Annotated in this window: 16 protein-coding genes; 9 read left to right on the top strand and 7 right to left on the bottom strand. The window is 70.2% G+C overall.

Translation table 11 applies throughout. The features are described 5' to 3' along the window. The first annotated feature begins 6 nt into the window (after positions 1–6). Positions 7–972 carry a quinone oxidoreductase family protein gene (locus ACR81A_RS14080; RefSeq protein ID WP_440312163.1) on the top strand — a complete coding sequence of 322 codons (966 nt, stop codon included), beginning with the start codon at positions 7–9 and terminating at the stop codon, positions 970–972. Here ACR81A_RS14080 and ACR81A_RS14075 read toward each other — a convergent pair. The 5 genes from ACR81A_RS14075 to ACR81A_RS14055 form a co-directional block, all read right to left on the bottom strand. After that, complete coding sequence (locus ACR81A_RS14075; RefSeq protein ID WP_440312162.1) at positions 969–1,442, bottom strand: AAA family ATPase; 474 nt, start codon at positions 1,440–1,442, stop codon at positions 969–971. The genes ACR81A_RS14080 and ACR81A_RS14075 overlap by 4 nt on opposite strands. Before the next feature lie 47 nt (positions 1,443–1,489). Then, positions 1,490–2,539, bottom strand: a complete 1,050-nt coding sequence (locus ACR81A_RS14070; RefSeq protein ID WP_202381471.1) for a lipoyl protein ligase domain-containing protein — start codon at positions 2,537–2,539, stop codon at positions 1,490–1,492. A 67-nt stretch (positions 2,540–2,606) separates the two neighbouring features. Beyond that, complete coding sequence (locus tag ACR81A_RS14065) at positions 2,607–3,476, bottom strand: alpha/beta fold hydrolase (RefSeq protein ID WP_440312161.1); 870 nt, start codon at positions 3,474–3,476, stop codon at positions 2,607–2,609. Positions 3,477–3,605: 129 nt separating this feature from the next. Beyond that, the gene (locus ACR81A_RS14060; RefSeq protein WP_440312160.1) at positions 3,606–5,246 is read right to left on the bottom strand and encodes an amidohydrolase; all 1,641 of its coding nucleotides are present in this window, start codon (positions 5,244–5,246) and stop codon (positions 3,606–3,608) included. Between the two features lie 163 nt (positions 5,247–5,409). Beyond that, complete coding sequence (locus ACR81A_RS14055) at positions 5,410–6,615, bottom strand: MFS transporter (protein ID WP_440312159.1); 1,206 nt, start codon at positions 6,613–6,615, stop codon at positions 5,410–5,412. A gap of 127 nt (positions 6,616–6,742) precedes the next feature. Here ACR81A_RS14055 and ACR81A_RS14050 point away from each other — a divergent pair, with 127 nt between their 5' ends. After that, positions 6,743–7,360 carry a TetR/AcrR family transcriptional regulator C-terminal domain-containing protein gene (locus ACR81A_RS14050; protein WP_202380557.1) on the top strand — a complete coding sequence of 206 codons (618 nt, stop codon included), beginning with the start codon at positions 6,743–6,745 and terminating at the stop codon, positions 7,358–7,360. Then, entirely contained in the window at positions 7,357–8,289 is a 933-nt protein-coding gene (locus ACR81A_RS14045) for an alpha/beta hydrolase (RefSeq protein WP_440312158.1), read from the top strand. The genes ACR81A_RS14050 and ACR81A_RS14045 overlap by 4 nt, the downstream gene beginning before the upstream one ends. A gap of 7 nt (positions 8,290–8,296) precedes the next feature. On the opposite strand, the gene ACR81A_RS14040 is transcribed toward ACR81A_RS14045, so the two are convergent. Then, the gene (locus ACR81A_RS14040; protein WP_440312157.1) at positions 8,297–8,815 is read right to left on the bottom strand and encodes a flavin reductase family protein; all 519 of its coding nucleotides are present in this window, start codon (positions 8,813–8,815) and stop codon (positions 8,297–8,299) included. Continuing rightward, positions 8,812–9,333 (bottom strand): NAD(P)H-dependent oxidoreductase, encoded by a 522-nt coding sequence (locus ACR81A_RS14035; protein WP_202380560.1) that lies wholly within the window; start codon positions 9,331–9,333, stop codon positions 8,812–8,814. The genes ACR81A_RS14040 and ACR81A_RS14035 overlap by 4 nt, the downstream gene beginning before the upstream one ends. Before the next feature lie 252 nt (positions 9,334–9,585). Here ACR81A_RS14035 and ACR81A_RS14030 point away from each other — a divergent pair, with 252 nt between their 5' ends. From ACR81A_RS14030 to ACR81A_RS14005, 6 genes are all read left to right on the top strand, one after another. Further along, on the top strand, positions 9,586–10,866 hold the full coding sequence (locus ACR81A_RS14030) for an LLM class flavin-dependent oxidoreductase (protein WP_440312156.1): 1,281 nt from the start codon (positions 9,586–9,588) through the stop codon (positions 10,864–10,866). Beyond that, on the top strand, positions 10,863–12,308 hold the full coding sequence (locus ACR81A_RS14025; RefSeq protein WP_202380562.1) for an NtaA/DmoA family FMN-dependent monooxygenase: 1,446 nt from the start codon (positions 10,863–10,865) through the stop codon (positions 12,306–12,308). Before ACR81A_RS14030 ends, ACR81A_RS14025 begins: the two co-directional genes overlap by 4 nt. Next, entirely contained in the window at positions 12,305–12,832 is a 528-nt protein-coding gene (locus tag ACR81A_RS14020; RefSeq protein WP_440312155.1) for a GNAT family N-acetyltransferase, read from the top strand. Before ACR81A_RS14025 ends, ACR81A_RS14020 begins: the two co-directional genes overlap by 4 nt. Then, positions 12,829–13,872 carry an amino acid ABC transporter permease gene (locus tag ACR81A_RS14015; RefSeq protein ID WP_237462167.1) on the top strand — a complete coding sequence of 348 codons (1,044 nt, stop codon included), beginning with the start codon at positions 12,829–12,831 and terminating at the stop codon, positions 13,870–13,872. Before ACR81A_RS14020 ends, ACR81A_RS14015 begins: the two co-directional genes overlap by 4 nt. A gap of 58 nt (positions 13,873–13,930) precedes the next feature. Then, entirely contained in the window at positions 13,931–14,851 is a 921-nt protein-coding gene (locus tag ACR81A_RS14010) for an amino acid ABC transporter ATP-binding protein (protein ID WP_440312154.1), read from the top strand. A 109-nt stretch (positions 14,852–14,960) separates the two neighbouring features. After that, positions 14,961–15,980 (top strand): ABC transporter substrate-binding protein, encoded by a 1,020-nt coding sequence (locus ACR81A_RS14005; RefSeq protein WP_202380565.1) that lies wholly within the window; start codon positions 14,961–14,963, stop codon positions 15,978–15,980. The last annotated feature ends 3 nt before the right edge of the window (positions 15,981–15,983 follow it).

The following is a 15,983-nucleotide window of genomic DNA, read 5'->3' as shown; positions in this document are numbered from 1 at the left end:
CAGGGCATGATGCGTGCAATCGTTGCCCAGGCCCCCGGCGGATCCGATGTGCTCGAGGTTCGCGAGGTTGCGGAGCCGCAGGCGGGTCCCGGCGAGCTGCTCGTCGGGACCGCTGCGGTCGGCGTGAACTTCATCGAGACATATCAGCGCACGGGGCTGTACTCAGTGCCGTTCCCGTTCACGCCGGGAGCCGAGGCAGCCGGTCGGGTGATCGCGCTGGGTGACGGTGTCACCGGGTTTGCGGTGGGCGATCTCGTCACCACCGCGGAAGCGCGCGCGAGCTACGCGGAGCAGTTCGTTGTCGCCGCGGAGCGTGCGGTGCGCGTGCCCGAGGGGATCACGGCGGAAACTGCTGCCGCGCTGCCGCTCCAAGGGCTCACTGCCCACTACCTCGCAACCTCCGCGGCTACGCCGCAGCAGGGTGACACGGTGCTTGTGCACGCGGGCGCGGGTGGCGTGGGGCTGCTCTTGACGCAGCTCCTCACCGCTCGCGGCGTGCGCGTACTCACGACAGCCTCGACCCCTGAGAAGCAGGCGCTCAGTCGAGAGGCGGGCGCCGCCGAGGTGCTCGACTATGCCGGCTTCGCCGAGCGTGCGCGCGAGTTGACCGATGGCGCCGGCGTTGCGGTGGTGTATGACGGAGTCGGAAAGGACACCTTCGACCAGTCGATGCGTGCGCTGCGTGTGCGCGGGGAGCTCGTGCTCTTTGGCGCCGCGAGCGGGCCCGTGCCGCCCTTCGACCTGCAGCGCCTCAACGCCGGGGGATCCCTGTCGGTCACGCGGCCGTCGCTCGGACACTTCCTGCTCAGCGCCGAGGAGCGCGCGTGGCGGTATGGCGAGCTCTTCGACGCGATCGCCGCGGGTCAGCTGAGCGTGCGCGTCGGGGCCACTTTCCCGCTCGCCGAAGCTGGTGCGGCGCACGCGGCGCTGGAGGGGCGCGCCACGACGGGGAAGGTCATCCTGGTTCCCTAGCGAACCACCGTGAGGGGGCCCTCATCGAGAGTGGGCGGCTCGAAGCGTTCGAAGTACTCCGTCGCCGTCTGCTCGGTGAGCGGCCAATCGTCCGCGTGCCGACCGTGGCGATTGCCTACCCGACTCAGGATGACGGGAAGGCTCGTCGCAATGTAGACGGTCTCCGGCACGACACCTCGCGGGGCGAGCAGCGCGCGGTACTCGTCACGCTGCCGCCGGAACCAGAACCCGAAATCGAGCACAACATCGTGCCCCTGTTCGTTCAGGTGCAGCAGGCGCTCCTTGAGCGCCGAGGCCACGTCGGCGACAACCTCCGTGGAGGGCATCGTGGTGATGCCGCGTGCCCAGAACTCCACCTCAAATGAGAGGCGGGTGAACCCCGCGGCCTCCAGACGCTGAGCGTGGTGGGTCTTGCCGGCGCCAGCCGGACCACACATCATGACAACGCGAGGCCGCTGTGGCTCGCTCATGTGCGCTGGCTCACGCCCGCCCCAACCGGAGCCGCTCACGCGGCCGGTTAGGGGACGCGGCGCAGCCACTCCTCGGTCTCAAACTTCTGCTCGACGAGACGCTCCGCAGCATCCCACTCGCCCTCGGTGACGGAACTCTCGGTGCCGCCGTGCCGCCGCTTGAACACGTCGATCATCTTCGCGATGATCTCCTCGCGGGGAAGGCCGGTCTGGCTGCGCAGCGGGTCGACGCGCTTCTGCGCGCTCGTGGTGCCCTTGTCGGAGAGCTTCTCGCGGCCGATGCGCAGCACCTCGGTCATCGCCTCGCCGTCCATGTCGTACGCCATGGTCACGTGGTGCAGCACGGCGCCCGAACCGAGGCGCTTCTGCGCGGCTCCGCCGATCTTGCCCTGCGGGCTCGTGATGTCGTTCAGCGGCTTGTATTGCGCATCGATGCCGAGCGACTGCAGCGCCTCGAGCACCCACTCGTCGAGGTACGCGTAGGAGTCCGCGAAGCTCATGCCCCGCACGAGTTCGCCGGGAACGTAGAGCGCGTACGTGATGCTCGCGGAGGGCTCCATGAACATCGCCCCGCCGCCGGAAATGCGACGCACGATCTGAGCGCCGTGCGCGGCAGCCTGCGCCTCATCAACCTCGTTCTGAACCGACTGGAAGCTGCCGATGATCACGGCGGGCTCGTTCCACTCCCAGATGCGCAGGGTTGGGCCGCGTAGGCCCTCGCCCACGGCGGTCGTCAGCACCTCATCGAGTGCCGCATTCAACACAGGCGTGATCGGTCGCTCGTGGATGATCTGCCAGTCGTAGTCGCGCCAGTGCGCCGCCCCCGTGATCGCACGGCGGATCGCTACCCCCACGGACGCGGGCGTGAAGCCGAGCAGGTGGACCTCGCTCGGAAGCGCGTCGTGAATGGCCTCGCCGAACTGCTCGATTGTGCCGTTCGGACTCATCCCCTCGACGGCGTCGTTGATGCACGCGAGTGCGTCGTCGGGCTCGAGGAAGAAGTCACCGGACAGGCGGAAGTTGCTGATCCGGCCGTCTTCCACCTCGAAGTCAACGACAACGAGTTTGCCGCCGGGAACCTTGTACTCGCCGTGCATGCTCATGCTCTCAGGGTACGCCTCCGGCGGGGTTCCGGCGAGTGGTTTTCCCCGCTGGCGCGCCCGCTCAGTCTGCCGCGACGCGCTCCAGCATCCACGTGGTGATGTCGGCGATGATCGTGTCGCGGTTTGTTTCGTTCAGGATCTCGTGCCGGGCATCGGGGTACAGCTTGAGCGTCACGTCCCGCAGGCCGCGCGCGCGGTATGCGGCGGCGAGGCGCTGCAGCCCGTCGCGCCGACTGAGCGGGTCGGCCGCACCCGCGGTGATGAGGAGTGGCAGATCGGGATCGAGTCCGGCCCCGGGGGTGCCGAACAATCGGAGCCCATCAGCGATCCCGAAGAGCTTCAGAATGTCGGCCTCGAAGCAGAGGGGATCGGCGATGAACGCGTGGGCGATCGCCGGGTCGCGGCTGAGCCATTCGAAGCCGCTCGCCTCGCCGCTCGCCCACGCCGCGTTCAAGTCACCGCTCTCCATGAAGCGGGGCGTTCGGTACGCAGACCCAGAGAGCACGAGGGCATCCCACGCGTTCGGGTGTGCGTTCAGAATGCGCTGTGCCATGAGCGAGCCCCACGAGTGCGCAAACATGACCAGCGGCACGCCGGGGGTGCGCTCGCGCGCAATGTCGGTGAGCTGGAGGATCTCCGCTTCCGTCGCGCGGAGGCCACCCGGGCCGAGCTTGCCGAGGAGGCTGAGCTCACTACCGTGCTGGCGGCGGCCGGTCTCGCCGTGCCCGCGATGATCATCCGCGATCACGGTAAACCCAGCCTGGGTGAGTTGGCGCGCGAATGCGTCGTAGCGCAGCGCGTGCTCGCCAATGCCGTGTGCGATCTGCACGATTGCGATCGGTTCAGCGGCGGCCCACTCGTAGGCCGAGATCTCGACGCCGTGCGCGTCGACATAGCTGAACTCCGTGCGTGCCTCGGGTGCGGTGCTCATGCCCCCATTCTCCCCGCTGCCCACCCGATCGGGGTCACTTTGGCAGGGTGTCGCCTGGGGAGAGCGTGCGACACCCTGCCAAAGTGACCCCGATTCGCAGAGCCAGGGCGGGAGGGGAAGCCGGGCAGGCTAGCGGCGGTGCGCCACCGCGCCGTCCACCAGTGTGAGCGCGGCGCCGGTGCCGAGCAGCTCGGCGGGCGCGCCCGCCAGCGGGTCGGCGGTCCACACCGCAACGTTTGCGCGGTACCCGGAGGCGATGCGTCCGAGCTCCTCGCCACGGCCGGTCGCGGTGGCCGCGCCGAGGGTGAGCGCCTCGAGCGCCTGCGCCGGCGTGAACACGCGCTCGGGCTGGTAGGGCGCGCGGCTGCGATCGAGCGCCGACTCTGCGGTGAGCGCGATGAACAGGTTGTCGGGCGCGACGTGCGGCGCGGTGGGCGCATCGGTGCCGAGCGCGAGCGCGACGCCCGACTCCCGGAACTTGTGCCACGGGAAGCCGGTTGTGGCGCGCTCGTCGCCGAGCACCGCCTGCCAGTTGTCGAGCACCGCGGGGTCGCAGTGCACGGGCTGCATCGAGGCCGTGACGCCGAGCGCCGCCATACGGGCAATCGTGTCGTCGGCAACGTACTCGAGGTGCTCAACGCGCGCCCGACGGTCGGCGCGCGGGCCGTTCACCCGGATGCACTCCTGCACCATGTCGAGCGCGATGGTGCTCGCCTCATCGCCGATCGCGTGCAACGCGAGCTGCAGCCCGGCAGCGTCGGCCGCGACGGCCACGGGAAGGGCAAACTCGCGCTCCCAGATGGGGCCGGGCAGCGCGCCGTTCGCGTAGGGCGCGCGCATGCTCGCGGTGCACGCATCGATGACGCCGTCGAGAATGAACTTCACGCCGACGATCTTCAGCCAGGCGTCGCCATACTCGGCGGCAAGCTCGTCGCGCACCCGCGCGATCTGTGCGATCTGCGCGACGTCGGTCGCAACATCGCCGGAGGCGGTGAGCAGCCAGTGCGCATTCACGGGGAAGGGGAGACGCCCGTCGCGGTCGAGCAGGCGCCGGTAGGTCGCCACCTCGGCCTCGCCGAACGACATTTCCGTCGCGCCGGTCACCCCGGTCTCGAGGTACGCGTCGAACGCGGCGGCGAGGTAACGATCCCGATCATCCTGACTGCGCACCGCATCGAGGTAGCCCCACGCGTGCGTCATCGCCGCGGTCTCGAGCAGGAACCCGGTGGCGTCACCGTTCTCGTCGCGCACGATCTCGCCGCCCACGGGGTTCGGGGTGTCGCGTGTGATGCCCATCGCCTCAAGCGCCGCGGTGTTCACCCACACCGAGTGCAGATCGTTCGCGTCGAGAATGACGGGAACGTCGGCGACGACCTCGTCGATCATGGCCGCGGACGGCTGCACGCCAGCGGGGAAGATGTCAAAGAGCCAGCTCGTGCCGAGGAGGCGGGGCGCGTCGGGGGCCGCCGCGCGGGCTGCGGCGAGGCGCTGCTGCACCTCAGCGAGGGTCTTCGCGTCGCGCAGCTGTACCTTCGAGAGCGACTCGCCGAGCATGAGCATGTGGGCGTGGCCCTCGACGATGCCAGGCGTGGCCACGGCGCCGCCGAGATCGACCTCGGTCGCGTCGGGGCCCGCGGCGAGCCGCACCGAGTCCAGATCGCCCGCGGCGAGCACCAGCCCGTCGCGCACGACGAAGCTCTCGCGCGGAGCAACCGCTGCGTCGCCGGTGAAGACGGTTGCGTTGCGGTAAATGGTGGTCTCGGAGCTCATGGGACTCGCTTTCTTTCGATTGGGATCGGGACCTCGCCGTCACGGCGCGTGTCCCCGGGGAAATCGGAGGGCCTGCTGCGATCGTACGGGGTACGGCCGGGTGCTGGGTGTGCGGCGCGTTCGCGAGCGGGGCGCCGCCGCCGGGCGCCTCTGGGCGCGGCGGCTAGCTCGCGCGCTCGCTTGCGCGGGCCAGGGCGCGCTCCGCGCCGACCGAGACGCGGGCGATCATCACGGTGGGCATGATCACGAGGAAGCTCACGAGCCCGGTGATGAGGGTGAAGCCCGGGATCCCGATCCCCTCAATGAGTGCACCGCCGATGAGCGGGGCGAAGCTCGAGCCGACGAGGTACGCGCCGAGCAGGGGGCCCGACCAGCGGCCGCGCGCGTCGAGCCCGGCGGCGGTGGCGATGAACAGCGCAAAGGCGAACGCGTAGATCGTGTTGACCGCGATGATCAGGGCCGCGAGCAGGATGGGATCCGTCGCGAAGCCGATGGCGATCTTGAACGCGCCGCCCAGGGCGAGAGCGATGGCGAGGGGGACGGCGCGGCCGATGCGTGCCCCGAAGATTGAGACGATGAGCATGCCGAGAATGCCGCCGGCGGCGGCGAGGCTGAGGGCGAAACCGAGCGGCTGCTCCCCGAGGCCGACGGCGTCGCCGAGCACGGGCGCCATGGTCCAGATCGCGTCCTCGCTCGTGCCCCACAGCGGGAACACGATGAGGATCGCGATGCCCGCGATCGTGATGCGACGCGGCTCCGCGATCTGCAGGCTTGTTGTCACGTCAACGGGAGCGGCGTGCTCCGGGGTGTCGGGCAGCCAGGCGGCAAGCGCGAGGCCCGCGAGCGAGATCAGCGCGAGGGTGCCGAAGACGCTGCCCTGGGTGATGCCAAGCACGGGCACGATAGCCAGGATGATCGTGATGAGCACCCGGTTGACGAGGCCGCTCGTAGCGGAGACCCGGTTTGGGTTGCGCAGGGCCGCGATCGCCGCACCGGAGGTGGAAATCGCGGCGCCCACGCCCGCACCGCCGACGATGAGGCCGGTGACGGCAGCGCCCGGGGCAGGCACGAGGGCGGCGACGCCGAAGGCCAGCACCGCGACCGCGAGGCCGGCGACCGCGAGGGGGCGTCGCGCGCGTCCCGCCGCGAGGCGCGAGGTACCGAGGCCGACGACGGCGGACGCGAGCAGCGCCCAGGTGAGGATGTTGCCGCTCGCGATGACGTCGAAGCCGAGGCCCGCGAGGGCGGTCATGACGAACGGCGCGAGGTTGGCCATCATGAGGCTCGCGAGCGCGATGATGAACGTCGCGCTGCCGTTTCGAACGGTGAGCGGGTGGCGCGGGTCTGTCGCGGTGGGGGTGATGGTCACGGGAATCTTCTCCGGCTGCACTGGCGGTGAGACGCTTCGAGCGAATTAATCGAAACGGTTTCGGTTTTAGTGTGTATCGTGCCCCGTGTGGGAGGATCTGTCAAGCAGCACCAACGAAGGGACCCCCGTGGCGAGACCCCGCACCGCCCGGCTCAGCCGAGAGATCATCGGGAGGGCCGCGCTCGACTACGTCGACGCCGGCCACGACCTGCAACTCGTGCCCCTCGCCAAGCGCCTCGGCGTCAGTGTCTCGTCCCTCTACCACCACGTCGATGGGCGCGACGGCGTCATTCGTGCGCTGCGCGAGGTGCTCGTCACCGAGTACATCGCGGTCGCGCCGGAGCACACCGACTGGGAAAGCCGCATCCGCAGCGAGGTGGAGCTCACCTGGCGCATGTACGCCGACCACCCGCGCGCACTCGAGCTCATGCTCACGGTGGTGATCGACGAGCCTGACGTGCTGCGGTTCTACAGTGCGCTCGCCGCAGCGCTTGGCGACGCCGGCGTGCCCGACACCGAGATCCTCACCACGATCGAGGTGATCGACGCGTTCACCTTCGGTGCCGCGCTCGACGCGCTCTCACCCGACACGATCCTCGATCCCGAGCACTCGGGTCCCGTGCTCGGCCCGCTGCTGCGCCGCCACCCCTTAGGGGCCGAGCGCAACCGGCGCGTGTTCGACCGGGGTCTCGACTTCATCATCGCGGGCATCCGCGCGCGGGTCGCGGCGGGAGTGCAGGAGTGATCGGCTGGCTGCGCCGGCGGGCCGAGAAGCGCCGTCTGCACATCACGGACATCGCGGTGCCAGGTCCCGCGCGCGGCCGCGAGGTGGGTGCGCCGAATCGCGTGGGATCGGAATCGGTGCCGGTGCGCGTCTACGAGCCGGCGCGTGCCTGGGCGACGCTCGTCTGGGCGCACGGCGGATCGTTTGTGCGCGGCACACTGGACTGGCCGGAGGCCGACTGGGTGGCGCGGAGTTTCGCCGCGGCCGGCATCCGGGTGTACTCGGTGGACTACGCGCTCGCGAGCGACGGGGTCAAGGCGCCTGCCCCGGGCAACGACGTGGCTGCCGTGCTCGACTGGGTGGCGCGCGAGGATCGCGCGCGAGCAGACCGGGATCGCGGGGCGGGGCCCACGCCACTCGTCATCGGCGGAGCGAGCGCCGGCGCGCACCTCGCCGTGCTCGCCGCCTTGCACCGCGCCGAGCATGCCGCCCTGGGCGATGGTCGGCCCGCCGACGCGCTGCTGTTGGAATACCCCACCCTGCATCGCGTGCAGCGCGCCGACGCGGCGATCAGCGCGGCCACCGCGACGCTGCCCGCGCAGCGCCGCTTTGACGCGCAGCGCATCGCTGAGATGTACGCGTTCTATCTGGGGTCCGCTGCCGGTGAGCCGCTCGCGGGCGGCGCCTGCGTGGCGGGTGAGCTTCCGCCCGAGCGCCTCACGCTGCTCCCCGCCACCGTCCTCGTGCACGCCGACGCAGACGACCTGCGGGCCTCCGGCGAGCAGTTCGCCGAACAGCTGCGCGCCGCGGGCGTGGACGTTGCCGAGTCCGTGCAGCGGGGCACCGTGCACGGGTACCTGAACCGCCCCGAGGAGCACGAGCGTGCCCGCGACGACGCGCGCGCGACGATCGCACACTTTGTCGCCGAGCTGCGACGGATCACCGCGTAGCGCGAGCTCAGATCATGTACTCGAGCTCGCGGTAGGCGCCGCGGTAGAACAGCAGCGGCGCGCGATCCGGATCAGTGGAGAGCCCGCTCACCCGGACGAGGAAGATCAGGTGGTCGCCCGCCTCGATCTCGCGCTCGATCTCGCCCGCCACCCAGCCCGTGCCCCCGTCGAGCACGGGTGCGCCGTTGCTCGGCGAGGGCGACCACTCGACGCCCTGCCACTTGTCGGTGCCCGAGCGCGCGAACTGGCCGCTGAGGTGCTGCTGCTCGGCGCTCAGAAAGTTCACCACCACGCGGCCGTGCGCGCGCACCGCGCCGAGGCTGCGCGAGGTGCGCGCGATCGAGAACGAGATGAGCGGCGGCTCGATGGAGACACTGTAGAACGACTGGCAGGTGAAGCCCACCGGGCCGTCGGTGCCGTGCGTGGTGATCACGGTGATGCCGGAAGCGAAGCCGCCCATCGCGTCGCGGTAGCTCCGCTCGTCGAAGGGCAGCGGGGTGGCCGCCGCTGTGGCCTGGGCGCTCATGCGCGTGCCCCCGCCGCTGCGCCAGCTGAGGGGAGGAGATCGAGCTGGGTGCTCGCCCACTCGTCAAGAATCTCGGCGCGGCGATCGAACTTCGGTGTGGGGAAGGCGAGGCCGCGGGTGGGCACGCTCGCGCCGAGCTCCACGAGCAGGGGGCGGAGCGTGAACTCGACGGCCAGGGTGTGTTCCTCGGAGGCGATGGTGAAGATCGGGATCGCGGTGACCCCCTCGAGCCCGCGCGCCGGGAAACGGTCGAGGAACGATTTGAGGAGGCCGGTGTAGCTGGCCTTGTAGGTCGGGGTGGCGATCACCGCGAGCGTGGACTCGCGCAACTGATCGAGTGCCGGGTCGAGGGTGGCCGAGGGCCAAGCGAACAGCTCGGTGGCGTGGTCAATGAGGTCGACCGTGGGGTGAATGGCCGCGCCCGTGCGCTGCGCCACCCGCTGCGCGAGCTCCTCCGCGACCTGGCGGGTGCGGGAGTGTGGCTTCGGGTTTCCGACGATGACGGAGATGGTGGACACGAGGATCCCTTTCTGGCGTTGCGCGTCCGAAGACGCGGCGCACGCTCGTCCGTGTGTGGCGCTGGGAGCCACGGCAGATAGGTCTGATCCACGGTGTGATGTCGCGGAGTGGCCGGGGATCTCATCCCGCGGAACTGGGGCCAGTGTAGGTCGACCCGGGGTGCCCGTTCAGGGCGCGCGCAACACGACGTAACGGTCATTCTTCGTCACATTGGTGGACAGGGGTGGGCGGCATAAACATAAGCTCTCCGCATGTCTCCCATAACTCAACCCACCGCATTCACCGTCGGGGTGGCCCTCGATGGGGCCGGCCAGCATCCCGCCGCCTGGCGCGAACCCGACGCTCAGCCCGAGGCGCTCTTCACCGCCGGCTACTGGACCGAGCTGCTGCGCACAGCCGACGCTGCGGGGCTTGACTACGCCACCCTCGACGATTCGCTCAGCCTGCCGCACCCCGCAGCTGACGAAGCCGCGACCCCGCGTGCCGATCGTGTGGGCGGGCGGCTCGACGCGCTGCTCACCGCGAGCTGGGTCGCGCCGCGCACCACCGGCATTGGTCTGATTCCCACCGTCACCACGACGCACACGGAGCCGTTCCACGTCGCCACCGCGCTGCAGACCCTCGACCACGTGTCCGAGGGGCGCGGCGGATGGCAGCTGCGCATCTCCGGCGACGCGGCCTCGGCGGACGCGTTCGGCCGCCGGCCCGCCCCCGCGGTGGACCTGGGGGAGGTGGCGGCGGGGCGCCCCGATCCCGCGCTGGATGAGCTGCTGAGTGAGGCGGGAGACGTTGCCGAGGTCGCCCGGCGGCTGTGGGCGAGCTGGGACGCCGACGCCATCATCCGTGATGACGCGAGCGGCCGCTTTCTCGACCGCGACCGCGTGCACCACATCAACTTCGCGGGCGAGCGCTTCTCCGTGGCCGGCCCATCGATCGTGCCGCGTTCGCCGCAGGGCCAGCTGCCCATCACGGTACTGTCGCACTCCCCACGGGTGCACGAGCTCGCTGCCGAGGCCGCCGACGTGGTGTTCGTGACCCCCGAGAGCCCGTCGGCACGGGCGGGCGCATCGCGCGAGCTGACGATCGCCGAGGTGATCGCGCGGGTGCGCGCCGCCGAGCGACGCGTGGGCCGCGCGGGCAGTGCGCGAGAGCCGCTGCGCATCGTGATCGACCTCGTGGTGGCGCTCGACACCGCGAGCGAGGCAGCGGCCGATCGGCTTGCACGGCTCGATGCGGCAGCGGGGGAGACGTTTGAGAGCGATGCCCGCATCGTTACTGGCGGCGTCGCCCAGCTTGCCGACGAGATCGAGCGGCTGCGTGACGCCGGGGTCGATGGGGTGCGGCTGCGGCCACTCACGCTGCCGGGCGACCTGCGCGAGATCACCGCGACCCTCCTCCCGCTGCTCCGAGCGCGGGGGATCGCGAGTGCCGTGGGTGCACCGCGGTCGCTCCGCGAGCGCTTCGGCCTCGACCCCGCCCCGCAGCGCCTACGCGAACACGCCACCCCCGAGAACCAGGAGCACGCGGCATGACGATCGACCAGCCCACCCAGCACCGACCCTCGACGACTGCGCCGCGCCAGGTGCACCTCGTCGCACACTTCCCCGGAGTGAACAGCGCCACCGTGTGGAGCGACCCAGCTGCCGGAAGCCAGATCGATTTCGCGTCCTTCCGGCACTTCGCACAGACCGCCGAGCGCGGGCTCTTCGACTACGTCTTCCTCGCCGAGGGCCTGCGCCTGCGTGAACACGGCGGCAAGATCCACGACCTCGACGTCGCGGGCCGGCCTGCCACGCTCGCGGTGATCACCGCGATGGCGTCGGTCACCGAGAACATCGGGGTGGTGGGCACGCTGACGAGCACCTTCAACGAGCCGTACGAGCTCGCCCGGCAGCTCGCCACCATCGACCACCTCTCACAGGGCCGCGTGGGCTGGAACGTGGTGACCTCGCCCGACGCGTTCCACGGCGGCAACTTCCGCCGCGGCGGTTTCCTGCCCTACGGCGAGCGGTACACGCGCGCGGAGGAGTTCGTCGCGCTCGCGAAGGAGCTGTGGCACTCGTGGGACGCCGACGCGATCATCGCGGACCGCGCGAGCGGCCGCTTCCTCGACCCCGAGCGCGTGCGCCGAGTGGAGCACCGCGGCCCGCAGTTCACGGTCGCCGCCACGAGCACTGTGCCGCGGAGCCCGCAGGGCTTCCCCGTGATCGTGCAGGCGGGTGACTCGCCAGCGGGGCGTGACTTCGCTGCGGCGAATGCCGAGATCATCTTCTCCAGGCACACGAGCTTCGCTGGTGGACAAGCGTTCTACCGTGACGTGAAGGGCCGGTTGCCCGGCGTGGGGCGCACGGAAGACTCGCTCCTCATCCTCCCCGGCGCGAGCTTCGCGCTCGGCGACACCGACGCTGAGGCCCGCGAGCGATCCCGCGAGATTGCCCTGGCACAGACCAGCCCGCAGACCGCCATCGCGTGGGTCGAGGCGATCTGGGGGCACGAGCTCCCGGGACTCGACCCCGATGGTGCGCTGCCGAGCACGGAACCGAGCGACGGTGCCCAGCGGCAGGGCCAGGTGTCCACGCAGGTGGCCGACCGCACCCAGCGGGCCGCGCAGCTGCGCGACCGCGCGAAGCGGGAGGGGCTCACGCTCCGTCAACTCGTCGCCGCGGAGACCGCGCAGCACACGTTTGTCGGCTCCGCCGAGACGATCGCGGCGGACATCGACCGGGCGGTGCAGGAGCGGGTATCCGACGGCTTCGTGCTCGTGCCGCACCTCACCCCCGGCGGGCTCGACGAGTTCGTCGACCGCGTGGTGCCGCTGCTGCAGGAGCGCGGCGTGTTCCGTACGAGCTACGACACCGACCCCGAGACCGGGGCGAACCCGACCCTGCGCCACACCCTCGGGCTGCCTACTCCGCCGCACGTGCCATGGACGGACGCGGCTGAGCCTGCACGCGAGAGCGAGGCCGTCGCATGAGCGCGAGCCAGCGCGCCGACGAGCTTGTGGTGCGCGTCGTCCATCCGAGCGACCCGCTCGCCGCGCCCCTCCTCGCAGATCTTGAGCGCGAGTACGACGCGCGCTACGGGGTTGAGGTGTTCGGCGAGCCCGCCGCCGTCGAGCTGAACCGCTACCCGGAGACCGCGTTCACCGCGCCGAACGGCACGTTCCTCGTGCTGCTCGCGGGCGGGGAGGTGCTCTCCGGTGGGGCGTTCATGCGCTACGACGAGCGCACCGCGGAGTTCAAGCGCATCTGGACGCGGGCCGATGTGCGTGGGCGCGGACTCGCGAAGCGCGTGCTCGCATCCCTCGAGCGCGAAGCCGCACGGCTCGGCTACGAGCGCGTGTTCCTCACGACCGGGCCCCGCCAGCCCGAGGCCGTCGCGCTCTACCTCGGCACGGGGTACGAGCCCCAGTTCGACCCAGCACGCCCCGCAGCAGAGGTGGGCGTGCACCCCTTCACCAAGCACCTCGCGCCGCTCGCAAAGGAGAGCCGATCATGACCGCAGTGACCGAGACACCGCCCGCGGGGGTGGTCAACCGAACGACGAGCGGCACCGCCGAGCACGTGGTGCCCCTGCGCCACTGGTGGCGGTGGGCGTTCAGCGCGATCGCGGTGTTCCTCCTCGCCCAGCTCGTGTGGACGTTCTTCTCGAACCCGCAGTGGCGCTGGCCCGTGTTCGCCGAGTACTTTTTCAACGACGCCGTGCTCCGCGGCCTGTGGCTCACGCTGTGGCTCACCGCGGTCTCCGCCGTGATCGGCTTTGCGCTGGGCGGGGTGCTGGCGCTTGCGCGTCTCTCCGGTTCCGGGCTGCTGAATTCATTCGCCTGGGGGTTCATCTGGTTCTTCCGCTCGGTGCCGCTCGTTGTGCAGCTGGTGATCTGGTTCAACCTCGGGTACCTCTTCCCAACGCTCGGCATCGGCTGGCCTTTCAGCTACGACTTCTGGGTGGTCGAGTTCGACACGGTGCGGCTGCTCTCCTCGACGGTCGCCGCGATCCTCGGGCTCTCGCTCCACCAGGCCGCGTACTCCGCGGAGATCATCCGCGGTGGTCTCCTGTCCGTCGACCAGGGACAGATCGAGGCCGCGAAGGCGCTCGGGATCCCGCGCAGCCGCCGCTTCTTCCGAATCGTGCTGCCGCAGGCCGCGCGCGCGATCCTGCCGAACGCCTTCAACGAGGTGATCGGGCTGCTGAAGGGCACCTCCGTGGTGTTCATCGTTGCGCTGCCCGAGCTGTTCTACACGGTGCAGGTGATCTACAACCGCAACCAGCAGGTCGTGCCGCTGCTGCTCGTCGCGGCTGTCTGGTACACGATCTTCACGACCGTGCTGAGCATTGCGCAGTACTACATCGAGCGCCGCTTCTCCCGCGGCACCGCCCGCGAGCTGCCGCCCACCCCGATCCAGCGGCTGCGCCGCGCGCTGCGGGCTGCCTTCGTGGGCCGCAGCGCTGCGAGGTCGCCTGCTGCCGAGCCGCAGCCCGCCGCCGTGCGCACCCCTTCCGCGCACACCGTCGCCGCACTCAACACGAGCGCTCACTAGCGGCCGCACCGGCCACCACCCCGATCCCGAACCCGATCCCGAATTGAAGGAGGCCCCCATGACGAGCAACACCGCACTCGAGACCCGGGCAGATTCCGCGTTGGAAACACCAGGAGCGCCTGCCTCGCCCGTGTCGCCCGACTCAGCCGCCGCGTCGCCCACCCAGGCCGCCGCCCCCACGACACCCGACCCCGCAGCCGCGCCCGGCGAGAGCCCGCGCACCGGGCTCGTGGAGATCACCGACGTGCACAAGTCGTATGGCCCGCACGAGGTGCTCCACGGCATCACGCTGCGCATCGAGCCGGGGCAGGTGATCACGCTGCTCGGCCCCTCCGGATCGGGGAAGTCGACCCTGCTGCGTGCAATCAACCACCTCGAAACGATCGATGCGGGCTCCATCACCATCGACGGCGACTACATCGGCTACGAACGCCGCGGCGGGCAGCTTCACGAGCTCCCCGAGAAGCAGGTGCTCGAGCGGCGCACTCGCGTCGGCATGGTGTTCCAGAACTTCAACCTGTTTCCGCACCTCACCGCGCTCGAAAACATCATTGAGGCGCCCATCGGGCTGAAGCGCGCGAGCAAGGCCGAGGCAACCGCTCAGGCCCAGGTGCTGCTCGAGCGCGTGGGGCTCGCCGACCGTGCAGAGCACTATCCGCGGCAGCTCTCCGGCGGGCAGCAGCAGCGCGTCGCCATCGCGCGTGCGCTCGCCCTGGAACCCGACGTGCTGCTGTTCGACGAGCCGACGAGCGCCCTCGATCCCGAGCTGGTTGCCGAGGTGCTCAGTGTGATCCGGGATCTCGCGACCGGCGGCACCACGCTCATCATCGTCACGCACGAGATCGGCTTCGCCGCCGAGATCGCCGACCACGTGGTCTTCCTCGACGCGGGCCGCGTCGTCGAACAGGGGCCGCCCGCGCAGGTGCTCCGTGCGCCCGAGCAAGCACGCACCCAAGAGTTCCTCGACTGGGTGATCTGACGCCGACCTAAAGCGCCACCGCTCACCACCACTGCACCGCGAAACCTCGTTCACCGCTCAACCTCGTTCACTGCCCAACTTCATTCAGTACCCACACGAAAGTCAGCACATGCTCCCCACCTCACGCCGCCGCACCGGCGCCCTCCTCGCCGCACTCACCGCGCTCGCGCTTGGCGGCCTCACCGCCTGCAGCGCGGTCGTCACGACCGACGGGAAAGGCAGCGCAGGCGAGGGCGACGCGGGCGCCCCGGCCGTCGCCGCCGAGTCTCCGTTCGATCTCACGAGCGCGAACGCCGAGGATCGGCTGCGCATCGACCCCATCCCCGAGGCCGTTGCAGCGCTCAAAGCGAGCGGCTTCACCCCGATTCAGGAAGGCAAGCTCACTGTGGCGCACGCCGCCTACGAGCCGCCGCTCGGATTCCTCGCCGAAGACGACAACCGCACGCTGCTCGGCATCGAACCCGACATCGCCCAGCTGGTGGCGGATGGGCTCGGCCTCGAATACGCCCCCGAAAATGTGGCCTGGGCCGACTGGCCGCTGGGGGTCGAGTCGGGCAAGTACGACGCAGTCGTCTCGAACGTCACCGTCACCGAGGAGCGCAAGGACCTCTTCGATTTCGCGACGCACCGCAACGACGTGCTCGCGTTCTCCGTGCAGCGCGACAGCGACATCACTTCGATCAGCGAGGCGAAGGATGTCGCCGGCCTGAAGGTCGTGGTGGGAAGCGGCACGAACCAGGAGAAGATCCTGCTCGACTGGTTCGCCGAGAACGAGAAGAACGGGCTCCCCGCGGGAGAACCCGTCTACTTCGACGACAACGCGGCCGCTCAGCTCGCACTCGCATCGGGTCGGGTCGACGCGCTCTTCGGGCCGAACCCCACGGCGGCGTTCGCTGCCGCGGTGAGCGGCGAGTCGAAGGTGGTCGGCACCCTGAACGGCGGCTTCCCTGAGAACGCGCAGATCGGAGTGACCACTGCGAAGGGAAACGGCCTCATCGATCCCGTCGCCATCGTGCTGAACGCAATCATCGCGGATGGCACGTACGCGAAGGCCCTCGAACGCTGGGATCTGAGCGATGAGGCCGTCACTGAATCACTCGTTAACCCGCCCGGGCTGCCCCGCCCCTAGCTC

Source organism: Leucobacter chromiireducens (genome assembly GCF_051993095.1).
Taxonomy (GTDB): Bacteria; Actinomycetota; Actinomycetes; order Actinomycetales; family Microbacteriaceae; genus Leucobacter; species Leucobacter chromiireducens.
Note: the sequence above shows the minus strand (reverse complement) of the source record. Positions and strands in the feature narration are given on the sequence as shown.